Source organism: Jeotgalibacillus proteolyticus (genome assembly GCF_050107735.1).
Classification (GTDB): Bacteria; Bacillota; Bacilli; order Bacillales; family Jeotgalibacillaceae; genus Jeotgalibacillus; species Jeotgalibacillus proteolyticus_A.
Genome location: NZ_JBNILO010000005.1, coordinates 88,968 through 107,717 on the forward strand (window position 1 = coordinate 88,968; position 18,750 = coordinate 107,717).

Here is an 18,750-nt window from a genome sequence, read left to right on the forward strand (position 1 = left end):
TTACCATTCCCTTCATACCTTTTTCCCTACTCATATCCTACTTTATCCCGGTTCCATTCTCAATGATAATTTGGAAACAGAAACCATACAAAATGAAACTTTTCAGATCAGTATACGTAGAAGATAGTAGAAGATGAATGGAAAGGAGAATGAATATGACTGCCTGTGCATATTGCGGAAGAGAATGGAAATGGAAGGATACCTTTAAGAGACTTGCCTCCTTTAAAAACACGCTGGAGTGTCCCTATTGTAAGAAATCTCAATTTCAGACCGCATCGTCTAAGCAAAAAACATCCATGCTGATTGTCTCACCATCCCTGCTGCTGCCCTTGTTTGTTATGTTTAGCCTGTCTTTGCCGCTGCTGCTTCTCTGCTATGTCACTGTCTTTTTATTGAGTCCTTTACTAGTAAAACTGACGAAGGAAGATTCGCCTCTTTGGTAAAACAATGCCCCTTCTTTAGTTACGACTCAAGAAAAAACGCCACAGCTCCAACAATGGCAAGAAATACAGTCAACACGATGACAATCCCAATGATGCCCCATGTCCGTCTGTTCATGCAATCCACCTCTTTCCATAACGATTCTACTCCATATCAGCATAGGGGTGTGCATATAAGTCAATATCCACCTCTGCCTGAATGCTGTGAATAAAATTAATTTGTGGAAGATCCAGATGAAGTCCAGGAGTAATTCCCTTTTCCATATAAATAACAATCTCAATCGTACATGCTACATTCAGTTCCGCCCTTAACGCATTTATTACATCTTCTTTGCCATAAAGCATGCTCAATACCCGATCAAGCTGCACTTTCACATCAAATGATTCCTCTTCCTCCGTTCCATAATACCAACGGGTACTGCGCTGTAAACGCGGAGATGATCCCTCCATGTGATGGATAAGATCTCCTTTTTTATAGGTTGATGTAGGGGAAAGGCTTAAACGTGCTGTAACTTCCTCTAAAGAAAAATCCTCTGCCTCGAGTTTAAAATAAATCATTACTCTAGTCTTTTGGATAATGACCCACTCCTTTATTTACTTCCTTCTATTTCCACAAACAAACAGCTATTTCCTTCAAAAAACGATTTATACAAATTGAATCCCATAAACCTGCTGCCCAATTTCCGCAGGGATTTCCCCATTCACTTAGAATCTTGATATACTAATCCTCAAAGCTCTTTATAAAGTAAGGGCGAAAAGGATGGGAACAATTTGAACAAATGGCCTGCTACAGGAGACTTTATTTATACGTATGCTTACAATGAAGAAGAAAAAGATCTATGCCACCTTGAAATGCGCTCATTATTTGGGAGGCAGTCTGATACGAAAATACTGAAAACAGACCGGGATATACACCCAAGCCGCAGTCCATTCGTGAAGGAGCGGATCCAGGTGCTGTTTGAAGGCAGCACGCTTGAGGAACTTTGCCAAAAGCTGCAAAATGTTAAAATGGGCGACTCCTCGTTTAAAGTGCTGTTTGTCAAAATTAATGATTTAGAGGGACCCCAAAAAATAGAGTATGAGCAGAAAAGACAAATTGAACGGGATCTTGGCATGATTATTGAAGGGGAACTGGATCTTCACCAGCCGGATGTTTTCTTTGGATTAGTTCCCTGTGAAGGCAGCTGGCATCTCGGTCTTTACGAAAAAGCGGAACCCGTTTGGCTGCGTCACGTAAAAAAACCCCGGGAGTACTCAACCGCACTTAGTACCCGCACAGCAAGAGCCGTTGCCAATATCGCCGTGCCTGATCCAGAGGGGAAAACAGCCATTGACCCGTGCTGCGGAATTGGAACAGTTCTTGTAGAAGCTCTGTCGATGGACATTGACATCGTGGGACGTGACATCAACCCGCTTGTCGTGACTGGATCACGTGAAAACATAGCCCACTTTGGCTTTTCAGGCGACGTCTCCATCGGACCGATTGATCAGGTAACCGGAAGTTATGACGCGACCATTATTGATATGCCGTACAATTTATACACACATGCCACACCGGAAGAACAGCTTGATATTCTTGTTAATGCACGGCATTTCACGAAACGGCTTGTGGTCGTCACGATTGAATCGATTGATCATATGCTCTCACAAGCCGGCTTTATCATAACTGACCGTTGTGTTGTGTTGAAAGGGAAGTTTTCAAGAGAAATTCTTGTATGCGAATAAACTAAAAGAGCTTGGGACAAAAGTGTCTCAAGCTCTTTGACCGGTTCGCTGCCCTTCAGGCGGACGCTTTCCGCAGGTACAGGTGCTTGAGCTTCTCCAGGGCCTTGCCCTGTATAGTCTCAAGCAACCGTCAGGAGTCGCCACCTTCCGCTCCGCTCTCCTCTTACTATTGATCAATACTTCTCTTTTTATTTTTGTCCCAACCTCATTTTGTTATTTAGATGATCTCCATCAGCTTTCTCGCCTGTTCGCCGAGACCTGCAGCTGTCTGTGAAATCCCATTGAAATCACGTGTTGTATTGGCAATTTGCTGCTCACCTTGTGTGATGGATTGCTGAGCCTGATTGATTCCCTCAGAGATCGTTTTAATTTCTTTTGAAATGCCTTCCATCGTATTTCGCACCTGCATAATTGAATCTTCTACGCGCACAGACAGCTTGCGCACTTCTTTTGCCACGATATCAAATCCTCTACCATGCTCCCCTGCTCGCGCGGCTTCAATTGCGGCATTCAACGCAAGCAAATTCGTTTGAGCGGCAATATCACGAATGGTGTTCACAACCTTTTGAATTGACTCGGATTGCTCCTGCAGGCTTGAAAGTGTTTGAATATTGGAGGACGAGACCTTTGCCATATCCGAGATGCTGGTTAGAAGCTCTCCGCTTCGCTTAATCCCCTCATGCGCACTGCTTGTCATTTGAACTGACATTTCCTGCAGCTCTACGACCATTTCGGTTACTGCCGACTGACGGGACGTAATATTGGTTGCGACCTTTGACACGCCAATCACCTTCTGTTGATCATCATAAATCGGCATATAGGTCGCTTCAAGCCAAATTTGGTTTCCGTCTGCATCCTTGCGTTCAATTTTGTCCTGATAACTGATTCCCGCCCATAGATCACGCCAAAATGATTTGTATTCGAAACTCCTCGTAAAAGCATCAAAGCAAAAGGCGCGATGGTTCATGCCAATCATCTGCTCCTTTGTGTAGCCCATTGATTGAGCGAATAAATCATTCACATAGGCGACATTCTGCGCCCGGTCAAACCGGATGATCGCCAAATTGCTTTCGAGCGCCCTTACCACCATTTCATCTGAAACTGCCGTGATCGTCTCTCTCATACACATTCCCCTTTTTAATCGACTTTGTCTACTTGTATTTTAGCCTATTAAAGAGAGAAAGCGCTACCTTTTTTGTGTCTTTCTACACAAAAAATAAAATTAAACAAGGCACAAAGAACCACATATCATATTTCATGAATGTTTTTCGTCTGCCTGCAGCTTGTCTCCAGACCTTACCTGCTTATCCATTCATCCCGCAGCATCCCATATATAGCATGATCGACAAAATGATCGTACAGCCATTCCGCCTGACGAATTTGCCCTTCGTAGGTAAACCCAAGTCTTTCAGGGATTGCCCGGCTTTTCTTATTCCCCGCTGCTGCCCGGATCTCAACCCGGTTCATGTTCAGCTCTTCAAAGGCATACCGTGTCAGCGCCTCAGCGGTTTTTGTCATAATCCCATGACCCTGAAATCCTTCCCCGAGCCAATACCCGATCTTAGCTGTTTTATTTGTCCAGTCAAGCTGGTTGTAGCCGGCCACACCTGCAAGCTCTCCTTTAAAAAGGATTAACGCGTTCAGCCCCTGATTGCTGGCATAGATCTTATTGCTTCCTGCAATATAGTTTTCTGTATCATCCACTTTTGTCGTAAAATCAAGCCACGGCAGCCATTCTTTTAAATGCGTTCTTGACTGATCCGTTAAACGGAACAGAGCTTCAGCATCCTGCTTTTGCGGCAATTTCAATTCAAGTTCTTCATCAATTTTATGTACAAACATCCGTTTGCCTCCTTAGCGGTCTCTTATCTCTTTGAGCAGTTCAATAACCTGTTCATTCTGCTTTTCTATCGATCTTAATGATTTTTCAATTGTACTTGTCGTAACATATAACACAATCAAAATGGCGATTCCAATTAACCACATATGATGCCCCCAATTTTCATCATTACTTCAATTCCAAGTATTTCAAAAGACTTAAAGGAACTCAATGTTTTTTTAAAACGGTCCGAACAAAGAAAGAAATCTGTGAGAAAATAAGAAGACAATTCGGGAATGGAGTGGCTTTCTATGTCTATTTATTCACCCCAAAATCAACCTATAGCAAATAACCGTACGTTTTTGCACTTATTCAATTCGTTGTCCTTACTCTTTTTAGGAGGCATCCTCTTTACATTTATTCACCCGTTTACGGAAGGCTTCTCTTTCTTCTTTCTCGCCCTCATGGCTGTGGTTGGGTCTTATATTGGCCTCTTCTATGCATGGCTTTATCCGACGAACAATTGGCCGAAAGTATTTGCCTTCACCTTTCTTTTGAATGCTGCCGGGCTGGGCTGGCGTGTGGCGCTTGAATGGGGAGAAGTCAGTCTTATCGCTTACCTTACATTGTACAGAACAGGAAGTTATCTTTTTTTAACGCCTTTAGCTATCACCGTCGTGTACATATTTGTTAATAGATTAATTCACAAAAGAACTCTCAAAGATTAATAGAAGCCATGCAAAAAAACCCGCCTTCACCCAAATGGGGCAAAGACGGGCATTGATTATGCTTCTGCGATTGTTTTTTGGCGTCCTTCTTTTTCTTCGTGCTGATCGCTTTTCATCAGATGCTGAAGATGACGTTTGAACAGCGCCATTACCCATAAATGAACCTTCGCTTGCGTGTATTTGTAGATCGTCCACGGCAGTGCGGGTCTGTAGCCATGAATAGCAATAATGCACTCCTGCGTATTGGGAATCTGGCGGAACTCAATTCTTCCTTTGCTGTCTTCCCCCACATTTGCAAAAAGTCCTCCCGTGATCAAATAAAGCGCACGGGTGTCGGTGCTTCTTTCGCTTGAGTAGGTCAACTCCAAAATAGAAGCTGCTTTTGAAAACAAACGGATTTTGCAATTTTTATCCTCATCGAGATCTACTGCTAAAAACGGACGGGCAAGGCGGGAGATCCAATTCATATACTCTTCCCCTGCCCAATTCGCTGTTTTCCCCTCCGGCAGCATAACCCGCTGAACCGAGCGCACGTCACTTCCTGTTGGAGAAGATGTTAGAAAAGCAGGCTTTTCCGCCCCTTCCTCTTTTTCAGCTTTGAGCGCTTCCTGTGCCGCTTCTTTAAATGTGGTTTTGCCGTCGCTGATTCCCTCAATCGTATCTTGGGCGACCATTGGATGCTTCAGACTTTCAATAAGCGGATACGCCATTTCTTTCGGTGAGCCTGTCACGAGTGTTACCCACAGACGGGAAAGGTTTACCGTTAAAAGAGGGATATCCACCACTTTTGGCTTTTTGCCCATTACTTCTGCAGTCTGAATCAGCATTTCTTTATAGGACATGATCTCCGGTCCGCCGACATCCACTGATTTATTTTCCACCTTCTTGTTTCCAATGCTGTTTTTTAAAGAGCCGATCACATCTTTTAATGCAATTGGATGCGTTTTGGTACGAGTCCACTTTGGCAGCAGCATCCATGGAAGACGCTTTACAAGCTTTGAAAGAATGGGGAATGAAGATCCTTTAGGACCCACAATCAGTCCTGCTCGGATGGTTGAGACCGGCACTCCGTAGGATCCGAGTACTTTCTCCACTTCCAGCCGGCTCTTTAAATGGCGGGAAAGCTCTTTTGTGTCCTTTGGAACAATTCCGCTCAGATAAATGATCTGTTTAACACCCTGCTTCTTGGCAGCCTGCGCAAAATTATCCGCCAAAATCACATCCATGTCCTCGAATTTTGCCTGTGTCAGCTTGGCAGAGGGCTTCATGGAGTGAATCAAATATATCGCATAATCGGCTCCTTCAAGTCCCTTTTCCGCATCACCTTTTGAGTAAAAATCACATGAGCGCCAGGTAACATGCTCTGAATCTTCTTTATCATCACCGCTTCTCGACAGCGCAATCACATCTGCTTTTTTGGTGATCTGTTCAAGCAGATTACTTCCTATATATCCAGTGGCCCCTGTGAGCGCCACGACTGGCCTTTTCGTTTCAGTCATCATTAAACTCTCCTTTTTATTCCCATTTACCTGTCTTTACCCTTTTCAATTAAAAAGGAACAAGAGCAAGCACATCGAAGAAGGGAGAACTGCAGCCAGCTTTGTCATTTTATCTTCGCCTGCATAAGGTAATGAAAGAAGCCTAAATAAAAGGAGCGTTTTGCGATGCCCATCATTGATAGCACCTTTTTTATTTATACGGTTCAACCCGGTGACACACTGACTTCCATCGCCTATCGATTCAGCAGCAGTGTATCTGCTATTGAACAGGCAAACGCCCTTTATCCCCCTATAACAGATCCCGGCTTAATTATTCCCGGACAGAGGGTCGTCGTTGAAAAAAATGGACCTGCTGTGATCTACCGAATCGTTCATGGAGGTGATAACCTCTACCAATTTGCACAGGATTATTCTTCTGCTGTGGATGTGATCTACGGGATCAATCCTCAGATTGGGAACCCTGGTCTTCTTTATGTAAATCAGACTGTTTTCGTACCCGCTTTTGTTTACCGGGTTGAAGAAGGCGATACACTCGCTCAAATCGCAAGTCAGTTCGGGCTTCCACTATCCGCATTATTCAGTGCCAACCTCAATCGTCCTGGCTGGTCACCGGATGTTATCTATCCCGGGTACGATCTGCTGATTCCTCTGCCTTCTTCCGGAAATATCCTGGTCACGTCTCCAAAACCCGGATCGACGGTTGCTGCAGGACAGACGCTGTCAGGCTTTGCACGGGCATTTGAAGGAAGCATTCTTTATCAGCTGCAGGATTCAGCAGGTGGTACGATAACCAGAGAATCTTCAATTCAGGCATCCGCCGGCGGACCTTCTTTCGGCAGCTTCTCGATCCCTATTCAGTTTGAACGAACCCCTCAAACATCCTCCGGAGAGCTTTGGGTATACGCAAGAAGCGCTGAAGATGGACGGATGATTGATTGGGTGAAGATTCCTGTCATGTTTTAATCAAGAGTCTGCGGGATTAATGATCGCAAGCACCTGATGATCCTCCCACTTGCCATTAATCCTCACATTCTTTTTCGCGATACCTTCTTTATGAAACCCTGCTTTTTCCAAAACGCGGAGCGAGCCAATATTATGAGGCATCACACCCGCTTCAAGCCGGTGAAGCTTCAGCTCTTCAAACGCATACGCTGTTAGCAGCTTGGCGGCCTGGGTGGCGTAGCCTCTTCCATTATGATCCTGATCAAGAAAATACCCAACAACAGCATTTTGCAGCGATCCACGCATCACCTGAAAAAGGTTCATCGTGCCAACTAGTTCATCGTTTTCATTTTTGAATATCCCAAACTGATACGTCAGATCCAGTTCCCGATCCTGTTTAAATTGTTTGATTCTCTCAATCTGCGCTTTTTCAGTGTAAAATGAATCTTCCCTTAGCATAGAAAACATTTCAAAAAATTCTCTGTTTCTTGTTTGAAGCTCTGTTAATTCTTTTGCATCCGACTCCTCAAATGGCCGTAAATAAATGGACTTCCCTCTCATGACAACCGCCTCCTTTCTTTCTAGTTTACATGATGGCACTAAAAAAGCCCTCGGCAACGTGCCTAAGATTCTTTGACCGGCTCGCCGCGCTTCAAGTGGACGCAAGGACTGCCTCACCTCATACTAACGGTAGATTCTCCTGGTATTACAACGTTCTTCTTTATCTCTCTGCCTCTTTTTCCAGCAGTTTGTCCATACAGGGGTTAACTATGGTTTCTCTAAATTAACCATAAACAAAAACACCATTCATCCCTCATGTCCAGGACGAATGGTGTGTATTTTAAGTTATATTAATCACTCGCTGTTTGAACCGATAAATACAGGACGTTTTGACCATCGTGTTCTTCTCCGCTTGGCACAAATCCAAAGTTTCTATAGAGCTCGTTGGCCGAATCGTCTTCTTTTGAAGCATTCAGGCGAATTTCTGTACAGTGTTTGAAATGCTCCCTGATCCACTCTACAACGGATATTAAAGCCTCTTTTTCATAGCCTTTTCCCTCATGCTGCTCATCTATTTTGATTGCGTGAATCCAATAGGTGTTGGTGATTTCATCATCAAAGGCATATAAAATCGTGCCGATCATCGTATCTTCGTCATAGATTCCGAAAAACACGGTTTTCACATTTTCATCCTGGGGTATGATTGACTCTTCATTTGACTGTTCTGCCCATTGCTCTTTGCTGATTTTTTTTAGTTCAATATCCATGGATAACGCCTCCATTCATGAGAAGGACTCAGTAAAAGACCTTCTTCGCTTTAAAGCTTTCCTTTCAGGTTTGAATCAATCTTGCATAAAGCCTCGCGGAATTTAGGGTTCGGCCTTATTTTGTATATACCCTTTCCTCTGTTTTTCATTCATTTTCTCTGCCAATCTATGTAATTGAATACAACAGGATTTAAAGTATGTACAGAGGGAAACCTAGCAATGAATGACTATCCTAACATGGGGGGTGAAATACATCATGGAGGCAGTCATTAAACTAAAAGAATATAGAAAACTGCTTGGCCTGACACAGGCAGAGCTGGCAAAGGGCATTTCCAATCGCAGTTTAATCAGTCAGATTGAAAAGGGACTGGTAAAGCCATCACTTTCACTGCTTCGTCAATATAGCGTCCGGCTTCAATGTGAACTTGACGATTTATTTGGCGGGGAAATGGTACTTGAAATGATTGATGTTTCGAGCACACTGGCTGAGATGGAGCTTCTTCTGACAAACCGAAAGCCATGCCGTCATCTGGAAGCTGATTTTATACTGCTGGAGCAGGTTTCAAATCAGATATCAAAGCAGGAAAAAGCATTATTGTATTATTGCAGAGGCTTGTATTGCCGGTATTACTCAAAGGAGATGAATGAAGCGGTTCAATATCTTGAGGCAAGCTTCAGCTTTTACATTCAGACACGTTTATTTAACGAGAAAATCCGCTGTGCAAATGAGCTGGCTGACCTGCTGATTGAGCTGGATCAAACCGATCAAAGCTTTCTTTATCTGGAGGCTGCTTACAAACTCGTGATTAAGCATAAAATAGATGGCATCGAACAAATCCGCCTCATGGTCAGCATGGGGATGGCGCATGCCAAAATCGGTGAACATCGCTCTGCCATCCGGCTATTAACGACTGCGATTGAAAACTCGAATGAAGCGAATATAAAATTCAAGCCGGGACAAATTCATATGGTCCTAGGCATTTGCTTTAAGAGGGAAGGACTATTTGAACAGGCTCTTGAGCATTATGAAAAATCACTTCACTACTATGAAGCCGCAACCGATTTATTAAATGCCGGCGGGATCCTTACGAATATCGGTATTGTTCACCGCCTGCTTCAACATTACGATGAAGCCATCCGGCACGTAACGTATGCCTGCAACGTGTTTTCCGAACTGAACGATCCGATTGGTCAGCTTAACGCAAGCTATGAACTGGCTGCTGCCCATTTTTACAGAGGAAATCACAAAGAAGTTCTTGAGATATTCAAGAGAGTCCAGAAGTTAAAAAAAGAAGGTCTTCCGCCTTTCACTCTTGTTAAATTTCTGCTGATGGCCGGAGATGCACATATGCTTGCTACGAAATCAGAACAGGCATTGTCTCACTATAAACAGGCATACAAAGACCCCTCCAATACAGCAGAGCAAAAAAAGCATGTGTTTGCTCACGTCGTTCAGTCGCTTACGGCACAGCAGCTGACTGAACAGTTAACCGACTGGAATAAAGTGATGAAAGAAGACACGGACCTGTTTAAGTTCTTGTATTAGCCCTCTCCCTTCCTGCACGCCGTCCGGGAAGGGAATCCAGCCCAAAACCTTCTCTTTAACCCCCTAAACAAACGATTGTTTAAATCCCTTTCACCATTGTCACTCATGATCTGAAAAGACCTGCCATACACTGTATGGGAGGTGTGATCAGATGGTACGAAAATGGCTGGCGTCGTTCTTTCCATCCCCAAAAAAACATGAAGAAATACAGATCATCTCCCTCCATGACCGCTTGCAGCTCAATAAGAAATGGCAGAAAAAGGCCCCAGTATCCACCCTCACTTCACAAGAGACCACCATCGTCCAAACAATTTTAAAGGAAACCTACCGGCTCAATCTGAATAATGTCACTAGAACCCGCGCTTACTGGAGCCTTTATCGCAGAACACCTGAACTTCATTGGGCCTTTCTTGCCCATATGGTTTCCAGAAACGCCGGATGGAACATGACCGACTTGAAGAGCATCCTAAACCAGCTGCTGTCTTATGATCAAACAGCCGTCTTTTTCCGTTTCCTCGAAAAAGCCAATTACCTGATCTTTGAAGATGCATACCCTCAATTGCTGCTGTATGAAAAAAGCAAAAAGGACCGCAAAGACTGGTCCTATCTTCTTCCTCACTTTGGTGTATCCAGCTTTATGACTCCGATCTGGGAGCTTTTTATTGAACAAAAAAGCCCGGAGCGTGACCTGCTGGCAGTCGCCCTCATCATAAATGAACAGCATTTTCTAGAAAAACAGGTCATGGAAAATACATTCTTTCAGGAAAAGGTCATTCAGTCCTTTTCTTTTCAGATGCAGGAACTGCTCGGTCTGACCCATATTTTATTTCCTTTTGTACAGTCTGGCCGCATCGAGCTGTCAGGATTATCCGTTCAGCAGTTCTCAAGCCTTCCTTCGAGAATTGATATTGGAAAATCACTCTACACATTACTGTTTAAAAGCCCGGACGTTTTGAAAGGAAGTTCCTTGTTTGCTGAAAAAAATCCACATACCGGTTCAAGGACAGACTATTATCCCGACCTGTTTACAGTTCAAAAAACGCCTCTTAAACTGTACAGTCCCTCTCTTTCAAGCGTCTGGCCCAATCAAATCCACCCCCCTGAAAAAAGAAAGGACTGGTTCGATCCGGAACAAGAAATTCTTCATTTCTTTTCACTTCCTAAAACTACTTCAGCTGGCCCGATGAGCGAAAAGCATCTTGCTGCGATGATCAAGCTCTCCGGCTTAAATCATTTCCACAAACTTATTCCCTAGTAGCAACGCCTGCCAAGTTCGATCACTTTATTATGAATCCTGCACCTTTCAAATTAAATTGGCTATGTAAAATTTTATGGTATTTTAAATAACACTAAAAGGCCTGGACAGATGATGTCTCAGGCTGATTAAGGGTTTCAGGCGGACGCTTGCCATCAAATCCTGATGGAGTCGCCACCTTCCACCTCCTCATTCTTTAAGCTTTTTTGTTATAGTTCAATCTTTTTTAAAATCTTGTGCATGGTTGTCTATACAATTTTTTAATTCTCGTTGCCTAACTCGCTGTTCTTCTTTCTCTTATAAACAACGTAAATCGCATTGCCCAGCAAAATCACTAAAACAACGATTAAATACATAAAAGCGAATCGTAAATTCAGCTCCCATTGAACGAGATAGATACCAATAAAAGTTCCAATCATTGTTGTTATTGCAAATACACTAGGTTTCCATTCAGAATGATAGAGTTTATTCAATGTTAGTTTTCCCCTCTTATTTTCTGACGTTATACGCAAAGGCATTGAATAACTATAGTACAATTAATTTGTTTGAATAATTAGATAATATTATTCTATCATACATTGTAACAATTGGAATTAATTTTCCTTTAATGATCCTATCTTTGACTGATACTACGTTTCTCTGGTGCTGAACACAATACATTGTGAGTTAAGCGTTTTCGAAAAATCGTCTATCCTTACGATACGAGACTAGTTGACAAAAGAGTCCCCTCCTAATAAAAAACGTTTATTACTGGTCTGGAAGGGGATGAAGGTACTATATTCCAAAATTAAGGAGGGTGACGTATGAAAAACAGGAAATGGATGTATGGAATTGTTTTGTTTCTTGCTGGTCTTGCTGTCGGCGCTTTTGTCATTCCCCTCTTTACCAGCTGATTTCCGGCAATCAATCTGCCAAATGTATTCCATCAGATTGGCAGTTGACTCAGCGCTATAAATCCTGCCCAGCGATTCTTTCCCTATTACCAAGAAACACAGTATAAAACCCGACTAAAAACAGGACCTTCATAAGCAAGAGAACACTCACCAAAAGTTGAGTGACTTCAGGAGAAAAGAAATAAAATAGCCCCGCTAAAGTGAAGGTCATCATCATGACTGCACAAAGGATGCTCAGTCTTCTTGTACGGAATGCATCCCCCACCCCTTCAAGAATAAGGGGAATAATAACAAATACCATAAACATTCCTGCAATGACAAAACCAAGCCCCACCAAAGCGATTATTGCCATATACGAGTCCAGCGGCATGGATAAAGGGGCATTGCCCGAACCATTCAACCCCAAAAAGAGGAGGCTGTGAACGATCATGAAAATGACATATGGCTGAGCCTTCAATACATGTTCATCCTTCATTCCCAGCTCCTTCACTCCAAAAAAGATCAGACTATAGCCAACCAAATTGGTTACATAATACGCAGTCCCATCCTCAAAGAAACTTGCATTTGTTTTGAAAAATACGAAAAGAAATCCAAAGAAGATTTTATTCATAAACTGCCTCGTTGTTTAAATCTCGTTTCATTCGTTGATTGAGTAAGTCAAATGCCTTTATGACGAGTTCTTCGGGAATTTCAGAATACATGTCTCCCATATGAACTTCAAAATAACAAGACTGGTCATTTATTTCTTTTAAATGGCTGGTCAAACCAATTCCGGATTGCTGTTCTACCTCTAATAAGATTGGTTCCACCTGCTCTTTTGAAAAATGAAAATGGACATGAAACATATTCGAAACTGGAACGGCAGGGAGTGTTGAGATGCCATAACAGGCGTTAAACCGCTCAGCCACTTCCTTTGCTTCTTTAAAATACTGCTCCATTCTATGTGCACGCATGTCAAAGTAATAGTCTGCAGGGATGATATAAGGGTACAAGCTGATCAGATCACCGCCATACCGCCTTTTCCATACTTTCGATTGTTTGATAAAATCCTGATCACCAGCCAGTATGGCGCCTGCAATTCCGCCGACTCCTTTATACAAAGACACGTAAACACTATCAAACAAGGCACACACTTCAGCGGCCGTCTTCCCATAATAGGGCAAAACTTCAAGCAGCCGTGCTCCATCAAGATGCAGCCTGGTCTTGTTAACACGGCAATACTCTGAAATATCCCGGAGCGTTTCGAAGCTTGGCAACTGCCCGCCTATTTCCCGCTGCGGCAGCTCCAGAAGTACGGCCGACACACCGTCCTCCATATTCATTACATCATTCAGATCGATGACCCGTTTGCGGTCCGCTAGAAGAACTGTTTCAATGTGGTGCAGCTCTTTTAAACCATCTTCTTCATGAATTTCAAGATGACTAAGTGGGTGGTAAGCCACTTTTTTATTGCCTTTTTCATCGCACCAGATACGTAAAGCAATTTGCTGTGCCATCGTTCCGCTGGGGAAAAAAACAGCGTCTTCTTTTCCAAGGTATGAGGCCATTTTGCTTTGAAAATCTTCAATGATTTGACCAGTGCCGTACAGATCACTTACCAAACCCCCATCCCTGCTCTCAAATGCCTTTCGTAAAACCTCTATATCACGCACGCCATGATTGGCCAGCTTGTATTTGGACTGGTTGTACACCTTTTGCAATTGACTTGCTTCACCCATTCTTTCTTCCTCCTTTCATTCCGTTCGGACACCCATTCTCTTCCACCATTCCACATAAAAGCACGAGAATCCTTCTATTACAGTTCAAGTTTTAAGGTAAAAAAGAAGTCTATGAATGTGTAAAAACCTTGATGAGTCTACTCAGGTCATTTTTTGCGAATACTGCTTGTATAGAGTACTTACTTAAAAGGACGTGATCAACTGTGTTATTTACAACTCTATTCGCTTTTATCGTACCCTGGGCAATCATTTTCTTTATTTTAAAAATTGATTTGAAAATTATTGTACTTATTGCTCCGATTACAGCAGTGCTGACCTTTACCCTGGACGCCTGGACGATAGCCTATGGCTTCGCATCTGTGTACCCTTTTTCAAAAGAAACCAACTTCGCTTCCCTGCCCATGGCGCTAGGTGTAATGCCTGTTTGTGCCTCGATATTTATTTATCTGGTGAAGCGCTATGCTTACTCACTTGCCTGGATTGTGGGTTTCACCCTGTTTTCTACTCTACTGGAATGGTTTTTCGTTCAAATGGGGCTGATCCGCTACGAAAACAATTGGAATATCGGATGGACCGCACTTGAGTATGTAACAGGTTACACCGGTGTTTTTGGCTATTACAAAGTACTGAGAAAGCTGGAGCTTCTTTAAGGGCTTCCATGTTTATGTCCTGCCCCTGTTGTTCATACTGGCAGGTAAAAGCATGAACTTGGAAAGAGAGGCTTAGTGATGGAAGGAATTATGTTAATTAACAAGGAATACAGCATTCCGTTCACGCCCTGCAGCATCACCTTTCAGCATACACAGCTGACTGACTTTGTTCGGAAACATCAGATCCAGCTAAAGGTGTTAAATCCCTATCAGCTTCATCCTTTTTACACGATCCCGGACGCGCTGTTGTATGATCTAAAGCGAAGAAACCACACCCTTGATGTGCTACTGATCTATTCAGCCGACGTGTTTAAGCAGTATGAATATATTTTTCCTGATTATTGGGAGAAGCTGATGAATCACTTTCAAGAAGTACGGTACGTTATGTAAAAAACCTGCTGCCTGACGCTATAAACGTCGAGACAGCAGGCTTTTTAGTGTCGTCTATAAAATAGAAAGAAGAATAATAATACCTATAATCAATAACACGACGAAAATGAAAGCAGCAACCGATAAGACGACGCCCAGGCCCTTCCAGCTTGAAAATCCATGAACGATTCCGATGGCTTTAGCAGTAATGACCAATCCCCATACCCCAAAAACCGTAGATAAAAGCAGCGTAATCAGGTAGGTGCTCATTGGCAGCGAAGTGATCTCTAATGAGTCTGGATCCGGTGCCTGGATAAATTGCTCGCCGTAGATTACAGCCACCACGATATAGACCAGACCTATCGCGATCTGCGGAATGTAGCACGGTGCAATAGCAACCACCATGCGGCGGTAATTTCCTGTTCCCCCGAACCATTTCCCCACCATCGTGTAGAGTCCTGCGGCAATAAAAGCACCCAGGATCGCTGCAGCGGCTCCCAGCAAAACAGCCAATAAAAACACAACTGCCACAGGAAGAGATTGTTCAAATCCGGAGTCCTGCACATTGATCAGCCCAGCACCGATTCCCGCCGCACCGGCAACAGCCACCGTGAACCCAAAGCCCTTACTCCCGAGCACCTCACGGACGGTTTCTTTTGGTTGTGTCCACACAGATAAAAATGGATTACGTGTCATTTGCATCATCTCCTTATCAAACTATGTACAGTTTATATACGGTTCATAAATAAAATTGGTTTCACTTTCCAGTTCGGATAATGAGCAGTCTTTAATGTATATGATAAAATCCCAAGTTTAATTAAAGGAAAAAGCCTGAGACCAAAATACGTCTCAAGCTTTTTGACCGGTTCACTGCACTTCAGGTGGACGCTTTCCGCAGGGACGGCGCTGAGCCCTTCTCAGGCTTCGCCTTTCGAGGTCTCAGCTTGCCGTCATTTCCTGCTGGAGTCGCCACCTTCCGTTCCACTCACCTCTTACTTACAATATATAATGCCTTTTAAACTTATAAAGTTATGTCTCTGCTCCTTGCAAATTTTTTATTCTTCAGATTCTTGTTATAAACGCAACTATTGTATAGAAAACGCTTCTTTTTTTAGTAATTCCTCCGGTTTTTTACCGATTGGATCCTGGTGGAAATACTCACGAATAACGCCTTCATTTAAATAATTGGCGATGGAAACCATAATCATGCCTTGGTCAAGGGCAAGATATGCTTTTGCAATTTCACCTGTTTCTACATTGACAGAATCATAGAAACCGTATTTCCCGTACGTATTTAATTTCTTTAACGCTTTAATATTTTTCAACACTTCTTTAGGTGCATAATCCAAAGCAAGAAACGTGGCATGCGGTGTCACGGTCGCTCCATCATCATAGCCTGATGTTCCAAGCGGTGTGGCAGCGAATTCACTGTAGCCGTCTGGCGTCGCTGCTGGTGAAAAGCCCCATGCTTTGTATCCCATCTCTTTTGCATAGTCAATTTGAAGATCAACATGACGCTGGTTATTCAATCCCAGTGCGTTTGTTCCCAAGTCTTTTTCTTTCATCACAATCCCTGGCATAAGCCCTTCAAACATACTGCCGCCCCAGCTTGGGACAAATTTTACACCGTTGTATTCATAGTGTCCTTCAAAGACCGTGATCCCATCATACTGCTGATCATATCCATCTGGTATTTGTGCCTGCCAGTCCCATTCCTTTGGCATTGTCCGATACATCTTCCACCAATGTTCTGACGGGACGTCTCCTTTACCAATCGAAATATAACTCGCAACACGAGGCTCCGTGTAAAGCAAGCCGTAATGATGATCTGTCAGCTTTCCTGCTTCTGCATCGTAACCGCCTCTGAACTGTCCAACCTCTTCATCATATAGGGTTGTATAATTCATTTCTTCAACCAGCTTGCTCGTTTGTTCATTTAATTCTTCATACGCCTGTCCAACAACGATCAAGCCTGCTGAGAGCCATCCATTATCTACTTGAGAAATGAATTGACCCCAATCTGTTTTCAAAGACCCATCCTCTGTCTGGTACCAGTTGTAATAAAGCCCATTCCATTTCTTCAGCTCTTTTAACGTATTGACTGTGATTTGAATGCGTTCAACCGCTTCTTTTCGGGAAATGAAGCCCATTTCTTCTGCTGAAACAGTACTCATCATATACATCCCGATATTGGTAGGTGAGGTATGCGCCGCTTCCACTTTGCCATCTTCCGTATAGCGAATCTCATCGTACGTCATACCTGTTTTTGGATCTGTATTATCTTCAAAATACCGATACGTCTTTTTTGCAATCGCTTTCAATTGTGCGTTTAACGCTTTTTCTTTTCCGTGGTTAGCTGCCGAAACATTCGTCGGTGAAATGGCACTAAGCAATAAAATAAACAGTAACAACATAACACCTGCTTTTGATTTTTTCATCATTAGCTCCTCTCAAACTCAATCGTTTAGGTAATTGAAACGTTTCACCTACAGTGTAGCATGTTAATAGGGTAACGTAGAGTTTAATTTTGTTTATTCTGAAAATTAGTTATTTTCACATACTGCATTATAGGTATAAGGGCTTGTCATCTAAAAGGTATTAGTAGTTATTGTCGTGAAAGAGTTATAAAGTATGATAACCCTCTTTTATTTTGACTCTGTTGAAGTTAATGTTGATTTTATGAGCCTGGGGACAAGTAGAACTCAGGCTCTTCGACCGGTTCGTTTCTCTTCAGGTGGATGCTTTCCGCAGGGACGCCGCTGAGCCTTTTCAGGGCTATGCCCTTCAAAGTTTCAGCTTGCCGCCATATCCTGCAGGGAGTCGCCACCTTCCGCTCCGCTCACCTCTTACATTACGGTAGATACTGGACCTTTTTCTAAATTTTTATAAGTTATGCCTCACCTTGTTTGGCATTAATGACTTACTAACTAAAAAAGCCCCCTCTCAGTTTACGCTTAAACCAAAAGGGAGCTGTTTTATTTTTTGCTTTTATCATACAAATCTTCAGGGACTAAATAAACTCTATCCTTTGACACGCTATTCGCTAATGAAGTATCAACTGATATCCTTACGAGTAAAGCAATTATCCTAACAACACTAAAGACAATAAATACCTTTATTCGCCAAAATATTTTTGGTTTATTTAGTATTAAATTTTGAAGGTGTTTCTTCATTCTCTAACTTTTTCGCTATTCTTCCTCTGTGCCATAATGTAACTTCCAGGATTGCGATACAGGTAACCAGCCATGTTAGACCAAGGGCCAGCCCGCCGATTACGTCTGTGAAGTAATGAACGCCAAGAGGAAGACGGCTGAAAGCAATAAGCAAGATCAGGATTCCAAGGAAAATATTGATCAGCCATTTTGCTAAAGCATTGAGTTTACTTCTGATAACCAAATAGATAATAAATCCGTAAAAAACAATTGGCGCAGTGGAATGACCGCTTGGAAAGCTGTAGCCAGTTCCATCGTACTCTTCCAATATGTTTGGGCGGTCTCTTGAAAATGCTGCTTTAAGTCCGCTAACTAAAATGGTCACTCCACCCATTGCAATTACAAAGTAAATAATCTTCCATTTATTCCTATTATAAAAATACCACAGTACTCCAAGCATGATAAATGATCCTGCAGTCAGTACCCAGACTGATCCGAGTTCGGTTATCCATGCGAAAAAGGTTTTAATTTCAGGTGTGGCCAGATTCTCAGCATAGTCAGCGGCCTGACGGTCAATCATGAATTTTTCGTTCTCGAGCACTTCTTCACCAAGCTCTGAAAAAATGTAAAACCCGCCGCCTATTATTCCGAGTGCCAGAACGATTAGAATATAGGTTCTGGCAGGGATTGCCTTTAATGTATTTAGCATACTCGTAAACTCCTATCATTCAGTGGTAATACTTCTC

Annotated in this window: 21 protein-coding genes; 8 read left to right on the forward strand and 13 right to left on the reverse strand. The window is 42.9% G+C overall.

The features are described 5' to 3' along the window. The first annotated feature begins 155 nt into the window (after positions 1-155). The gene (locus ACQCT8_RS09565; RefSeq protein ID WP_426870508.1) at positions 156-443 is read left to right on the forward strand and encodes a TIGR04104 family putative zinc finger protein; all 288 of its coding nucleotides are present in this window, start codon (positions 156-158) and stop codon (positions 441-443) included. Positions 444-584: 141 nt separating this feature from the next. Here ACQCT8_RS09565 and ACQCT8_RS09570 read toward each other — a convergent pair whose 3' ends face one another. Continuing rightward, entirely contained in the window at positions 585-998 is a 414-nt protein-coding gene (locus ACQCT8_RS09570) for a DUF4279 domain-containing protein (protein WP_426870510.1), read from the reverse strand. Positions 999-1,211: 213 nt separating this feature from the next. On the opposite strand from ACQCT8_RS09570, the gene ACQCT8_RS09575 reads away from it, so the two are divergent. After that, the gene (locus ACQCT8_RS09575; RefSeq protein WP_426870512.1) at positions 1,212-2,165 is read left to right on the forward strand and encodes a TRM11 family SAM-dependent methyltransferase; all 954 of its coding nucleotides are present in this window, start codon (positions 1,212-1,214) and stop codon (positions 2,163-2,165) included. 217 nt (positions 2,166-2,382) lie between these two features. Here ACQCT8_RS09575 and ACQCT8_RS09580 read toward each other — a convergent pair whose 3' ends face one another. The 3 genes from ACQCT8_RS09580 to ACQCT8_RS09590 all read right to left on the reverse strand — a co-directional run bounded on the left by ACQCT8_RS09580 (position 2,383) and on the right by ACQCT8_RS09590 (position 4,151). Continuing rightward, complete coding sequence (locus tag ACQCT8_RS09580) at positions 2,383-3,288, reverse strand: methyl-accepting chemotaxis protein (RefSeq protein ID WP_426870514.1); 906 nt, start codon at positions 3,286-3,288, stop codon at positions 2,383-2,385. A gap of 173 nt (positions 3,289-3,461) precedes the next feature. Further along, positions 3,462-4,007, reverse strand: coding sequence for a GNAT family N-acetyltransferase (locus tag ACQCT8_RS09585; RefSeq protein WP_426870516.1), 546 nt, complete (start codon positions 4,005-4,007; stop codon positions 3,462-3,464). A 12-nt stretch (positions 4,008-4,019) separates the two neighbouring features. After that, on the reverse strand, positions 4,020-4,151 hold the full coding sequence (locus ACQCT8_RS09590) for a hypothetical protein (RefSeq protein ID WP_426870518.1): 132 nt from the start codon (positions 4,149-4,151) through the stop codon (positions 4,020-4,022). Between the two features lie 144 nt (positions 4,152-4,295). Between ACQCT8_RS09590 and ACQCT8_RS09595 the strand changes: the two genes are divergently transcribed. Beyond that, entirely contained in the window at positions 4,296-4,712 is a 417-nt protein-coding gene (locus ACQCT8_RS09595) for a hypothetical protein (RefSeq protein WP_426870520.1), read from the forward strand. Positions 4,713-4,768: 56 nt separating this feature from the next. Here ACQCT8_RS09595 and ACQCT8_RS09600 read toward each other — a convergent pair whose 3' ends face one another. After that, complete coding sequence (locus ACQCT8_RS09600) at positions 4,769-6,211, reverse strand: NAD(P)H-binding protein (RefSeq protein WP_426870522.1); 1,443 nt, start codon at positions 6,209-6,211, stop codon at positions 4,769-4,771. 165 nt (positions 6,212-6,376) lie between these two features. Between ACQCT8_RS09600 and ACQCT8_RS09605 the strand changes: the two genes are divergently transcribed. Beyond that, complete coding sequence (locus ACQCT8_RS09605) at positions 6,377-7,174, forward strand: LysM peptidoglycan-binding domain-containing protein (RefSeq protein ID WP_426870524.1); 798 nt, start codon at positions 6,377-6,379, stop codon at positions 7,172-7,174. Here ACQCT8_RS09605 and ACQCT8_RS09610 read toward each other — a convergent pair whose 3' ends face one another. Next, the gene (locus ACQCT8_RS09610; RefSeq protein WP_426870526.1) at positions 7,175-7,714 is read right to left on the reverse strand and encodes a GNAT family N-acetyltransferase; all 540 of its coding nucleotides are present in this window, start codon (positions 7,712-7,714) and stop codon (positions 7,175-7,177) included. Between the two features lie 290 nt (positions 7,715-8,004). Continuing rightward, positions 8,005-8,421, reverse strand: a complete 417-nt coding sequence (locus ACQCT8_RS09615; protein WP_426870528.1) for a GNAT family N-acetyltransferase — start codon at positions 8,419-8,421, stop codon at positions 8,005-8,007. A gap of 256 nt (positions 8,422-8,677) precedes the next feature. Here ACQCT8_RS09615 and ACQCT8_RS09620 point away from each other — a divergent pair, with 256 nt between their 5' ends. Both ACQCT8_RS09620 and ACQCT8_RS09625 read left to right on the forward strand, forming a co-directional pair. After that, positions 8,678-9,967: a helix-turn-helix domain-containing protein gene (locus tag ACQCT8_RS09620; protein ID WP_426870530.1), complete on the forward strand. Its 1,290-nt coding sequence runs from the start codon at positions 8,678-8,680 to the stop codon at positions 9,965-9,967. A 151-nt stretch (positions 9,968-10,118) separates the two neighbouring features. Then, the gene (locus ACQCT8_RS09625) at positions 10,119-11,222 is read left to right on the forward strand and encodes a DUF2515 family protein (RefSeq protein ID WP_426870532.1); all 1,104 of its coding nucleotides are present in this window, start codon (positions 10,119-10,121) and stop codon (positions 11,220-11,222) included. A gap of 260 nt (positions 11,223-11,482) precedes the next feature. On the opposite strand, the gene ACQCT8_RS09630 is transcribed toward ACQCT8_RS09625, so the two are convergent. The 3 genes from ACQCT8_RS09630 to ACQCT8_RS09640 form a co-directional block, all read right to left on the reverse strand. Further along, on the reverse strand, positions 11,483-11,641 hold the full coding sequence (locus ACQCT8_RS09630) for a hypothetical protein (RefSeq protein ID WP_426870534.1): 159 nt from the start codon (positions 11,639-11,641) through the stop codon (positions 11,483-11,485). A 529-nt stretch (positions 11,642-12,170) separates the two neighbouring features. Continuing rightward, positions 12,171-12,725, reverse strand: a complete 555-nt coding sequence (locus tag ACQCT8_RS09635; RefSeq protein ID WP_426870536.1) for a hypothetical protein — start codon at positions 12,723-12,725, stop codon at positions 12,171-12,173. Then, positions 12,718-13,833, reverse strand: a complete 1,116-nt coding sequence (locus ACQCT8_RS09640; RefSeq protein ID WP_426870538.1) for a threonine aldolase family protein — start codon at positions 13,831-13,833, stop codon at positions 12,718-12,720. Before ACQCT8_RS09640 ends, ACQCT8_RS09635 begins: the two co-directional genes overlap by 8 nt. Before the next feature lie 203 nt (positions 13,834-14,036). Between ACQCT8_RS09640 and ACQCT8_RS09645 the strand changes: the two genes are divergently transcribed. Together ACQCT8_RS09645 and ACQCT8_RS09650 are read left to right on the forward strand one after the other, a co-directional pair. Further along, entirely contained in the window at positions 14,037-14,483 is a 447-nt protein-coding gene (locus tag ACQCT8_RS09645) for a CBO0543 family protein (RefSeq protein ID WP_426870540.1), read from the forward strand. Positions 14,484-14,561: 78 nt separating this feature from the next. After that, entirely contained in the window at positions 14,562-14,873 is a 312-nt protein-coding gene (locus ACQCT8_RS09650; RefSeq protein ID WP_426870542.1) for a hypothetical protein, read from the forward strand. Between the two features lie 54 nt (positions 14,874-14,927). Here ACQCT8_RS09650 and ACQCT8_RS09655 read toward each other — a convergent pair whose 3' ends face one another. From ACQCT8_RS09655 to ACQCT8_RS09665, 3 genes are all read right to left on the reverse strand, one after another. Next, a complete protein-coding gene (locus ACQCT8_RS09655; protein WP_426870544.1) occupies positions 14,928-15,548 on the reverse strand; it encodes a Yip1 family protein in 621 nt (206 codons plus the stop codon). A gap of 389 nt (positions 15,549-15,937) precedes the next feature. Further along, positions 15,938-17,290, reverse strand: coding sequence for a glucoamylase family protein (locus tag ACQCT8_RS09660; protein ID WP_426870546.1), 1,353 nt, complete (start codon positions 17,288-17,290; stop codon positions 15,938-15,940). A 700-nt stretch (positions 17,291-17,990) separates the two neighbouring features. Continuing rightward, positions 17,991-18,713, reverse strand: coding sequence for a phosphatase PAP2 family protein (locus ACQCT8_RS09665; protein WP_426870548.1), 723 nt, complete (start codon positions 18,711-18,713; stop codon positions 17,991-17,993). Between the last annotated feature and the right edge of the window lie 37 nt (positions 18,714-18,750).

Bases quoted from the DNA above. Each gene is read 5' to 3' on its own strand.
- ACQCT8_RS09565 (WP_426870508.1), top strand. From the start codon at position 156: ATGACTGCCTGTGCATATTGCGGAAGAGAATGGAAATGGAAGGATACC.
- ACQCT8_RS09570 (WP_426870510.1), bottom strand. From the start codon at position 998: ATGATTTATTTTAAACTCGAGGCAGAGGATTTTTCTTTAGAGGAAGTT.
- ACQCT8_RS09580 (WP_426870514.1), bottom strand. From the start codon at position 3,288: ATGAGAGAGACGATCACGGCAGTTTCAGATGAAATGGTGGTAAGGGCG.
- ACQCT8_RS09585 (WP_426870516.1), bottom strand. From the start codon at position 4,007: ATGTTTGTACATAAAATTGATGAAGAACTTGAATTGAAATTGCCGCAA.
- ACQCT8_RS09590 (WP_426870518.1), bottom strand. From the start codon at position 4,151: ATGTGGTTAATTGGAATCGCCATTTTGATTGTGTTATATGTTACGACA.
- ACQCT8_RS09595 (WP_426870520.1), top strand. From the start codon at position 4,296: ATGTCTATTTATTCACCCCAAAATCAACCTATAGCAAATAACCGTACG.
- ACQCT8_RS09600 (WP_426870522.1), bottom strand. From the start codon at position 6,211: ATGACTGAAACGAAAAGGCCAGTCGTGGCGCTCACAGGGGCCACTGGA.
- ACQCT8_RS09605 (WP_426870524.1), top strand. From the start codon at position 6,377: ATGCCCATCATTGATAGCACCTTTTTTATTTATACGGTTCAACCCGGT.
- ACQCT8_RS09610 (WP_426870526.1), bottom strand. From the start codon at position 7,714: ATGAGAGGGAAGTCCATTTATTTACGGCCATTTGAGGAGTCGGATGCA.
- ACQCT8_RS09615 (WP_426870528.1), bottom strand. From the start codon at position 8,421: ATGGATATTGAACTAAAAAAAATCAGCAAAGAGCAATGGGCAGAACAG.
- ACQCT8_RS09620 (WP_426870530.1), top strand. From the start codon at position 8,678: ATGGAGGCAGTCATTAAACTAAAAGAATATAGAAAACTGCTTGGCCTG.
- ACQCT8_RS09625 (WP_426870532.1), top strand. From the start codon at position 10,119: ATGGTACGAAAATGGCTGGCGTCGTTCTTTCCATCCCCAAAAAAACAT.
- ACQCT8_RS09630 (WP_426870534.1), bottom strand. From the start codon at position 11,641: ATGATTGGAACTTTTATTGGTATCTATCTCGTTCAATGGGAGCTGAAT.
- ACQCT8_RS09635 (WP_426870536.1), bottom strand. From the start codon at position 12,725: ATGAATAAAATCTTCTTTGGATTTCTTTTCGTATTTTTCAAAACAAAT.
- ACQCT8_RS09640 (WP_426870538.1), bottom strand. From the start codon at position 13,833: ATGGGTGAAGCAAGTCAATTGCAAAAGGTGTACAACCAGTCCAAATAC.
- ACQCT8_RS09650 (WP_426870542.1), top strand. From the start codon at position 14,562: ATGGAAGGAATTATGTTAATTAACAAGGAATACAGCATTCCGTTCACG.
- ACQCT8_RS09655 (WP_426870544.1), bottom strand. From the start codon at position 15,548: ATGACACGTAATCCATTTTTATCTGTGTGGACACAACCAAAAGAAACC.
- ACQCT8_RS09660 (WP_426870546.1), bottom strand. From the start codon at position 17,290: ATGAAAAAATCAAAAGCAGGTGTTATGTTGTTACTGTTTATTTTATTG.
- ACQCT8_RS09665 (WP_426870548.1), bottom strand. From the start codon at position 18,713: ATGCTAAATACATTAAAGGCAATCCCTGCCAGAACCTATATTCTAATC.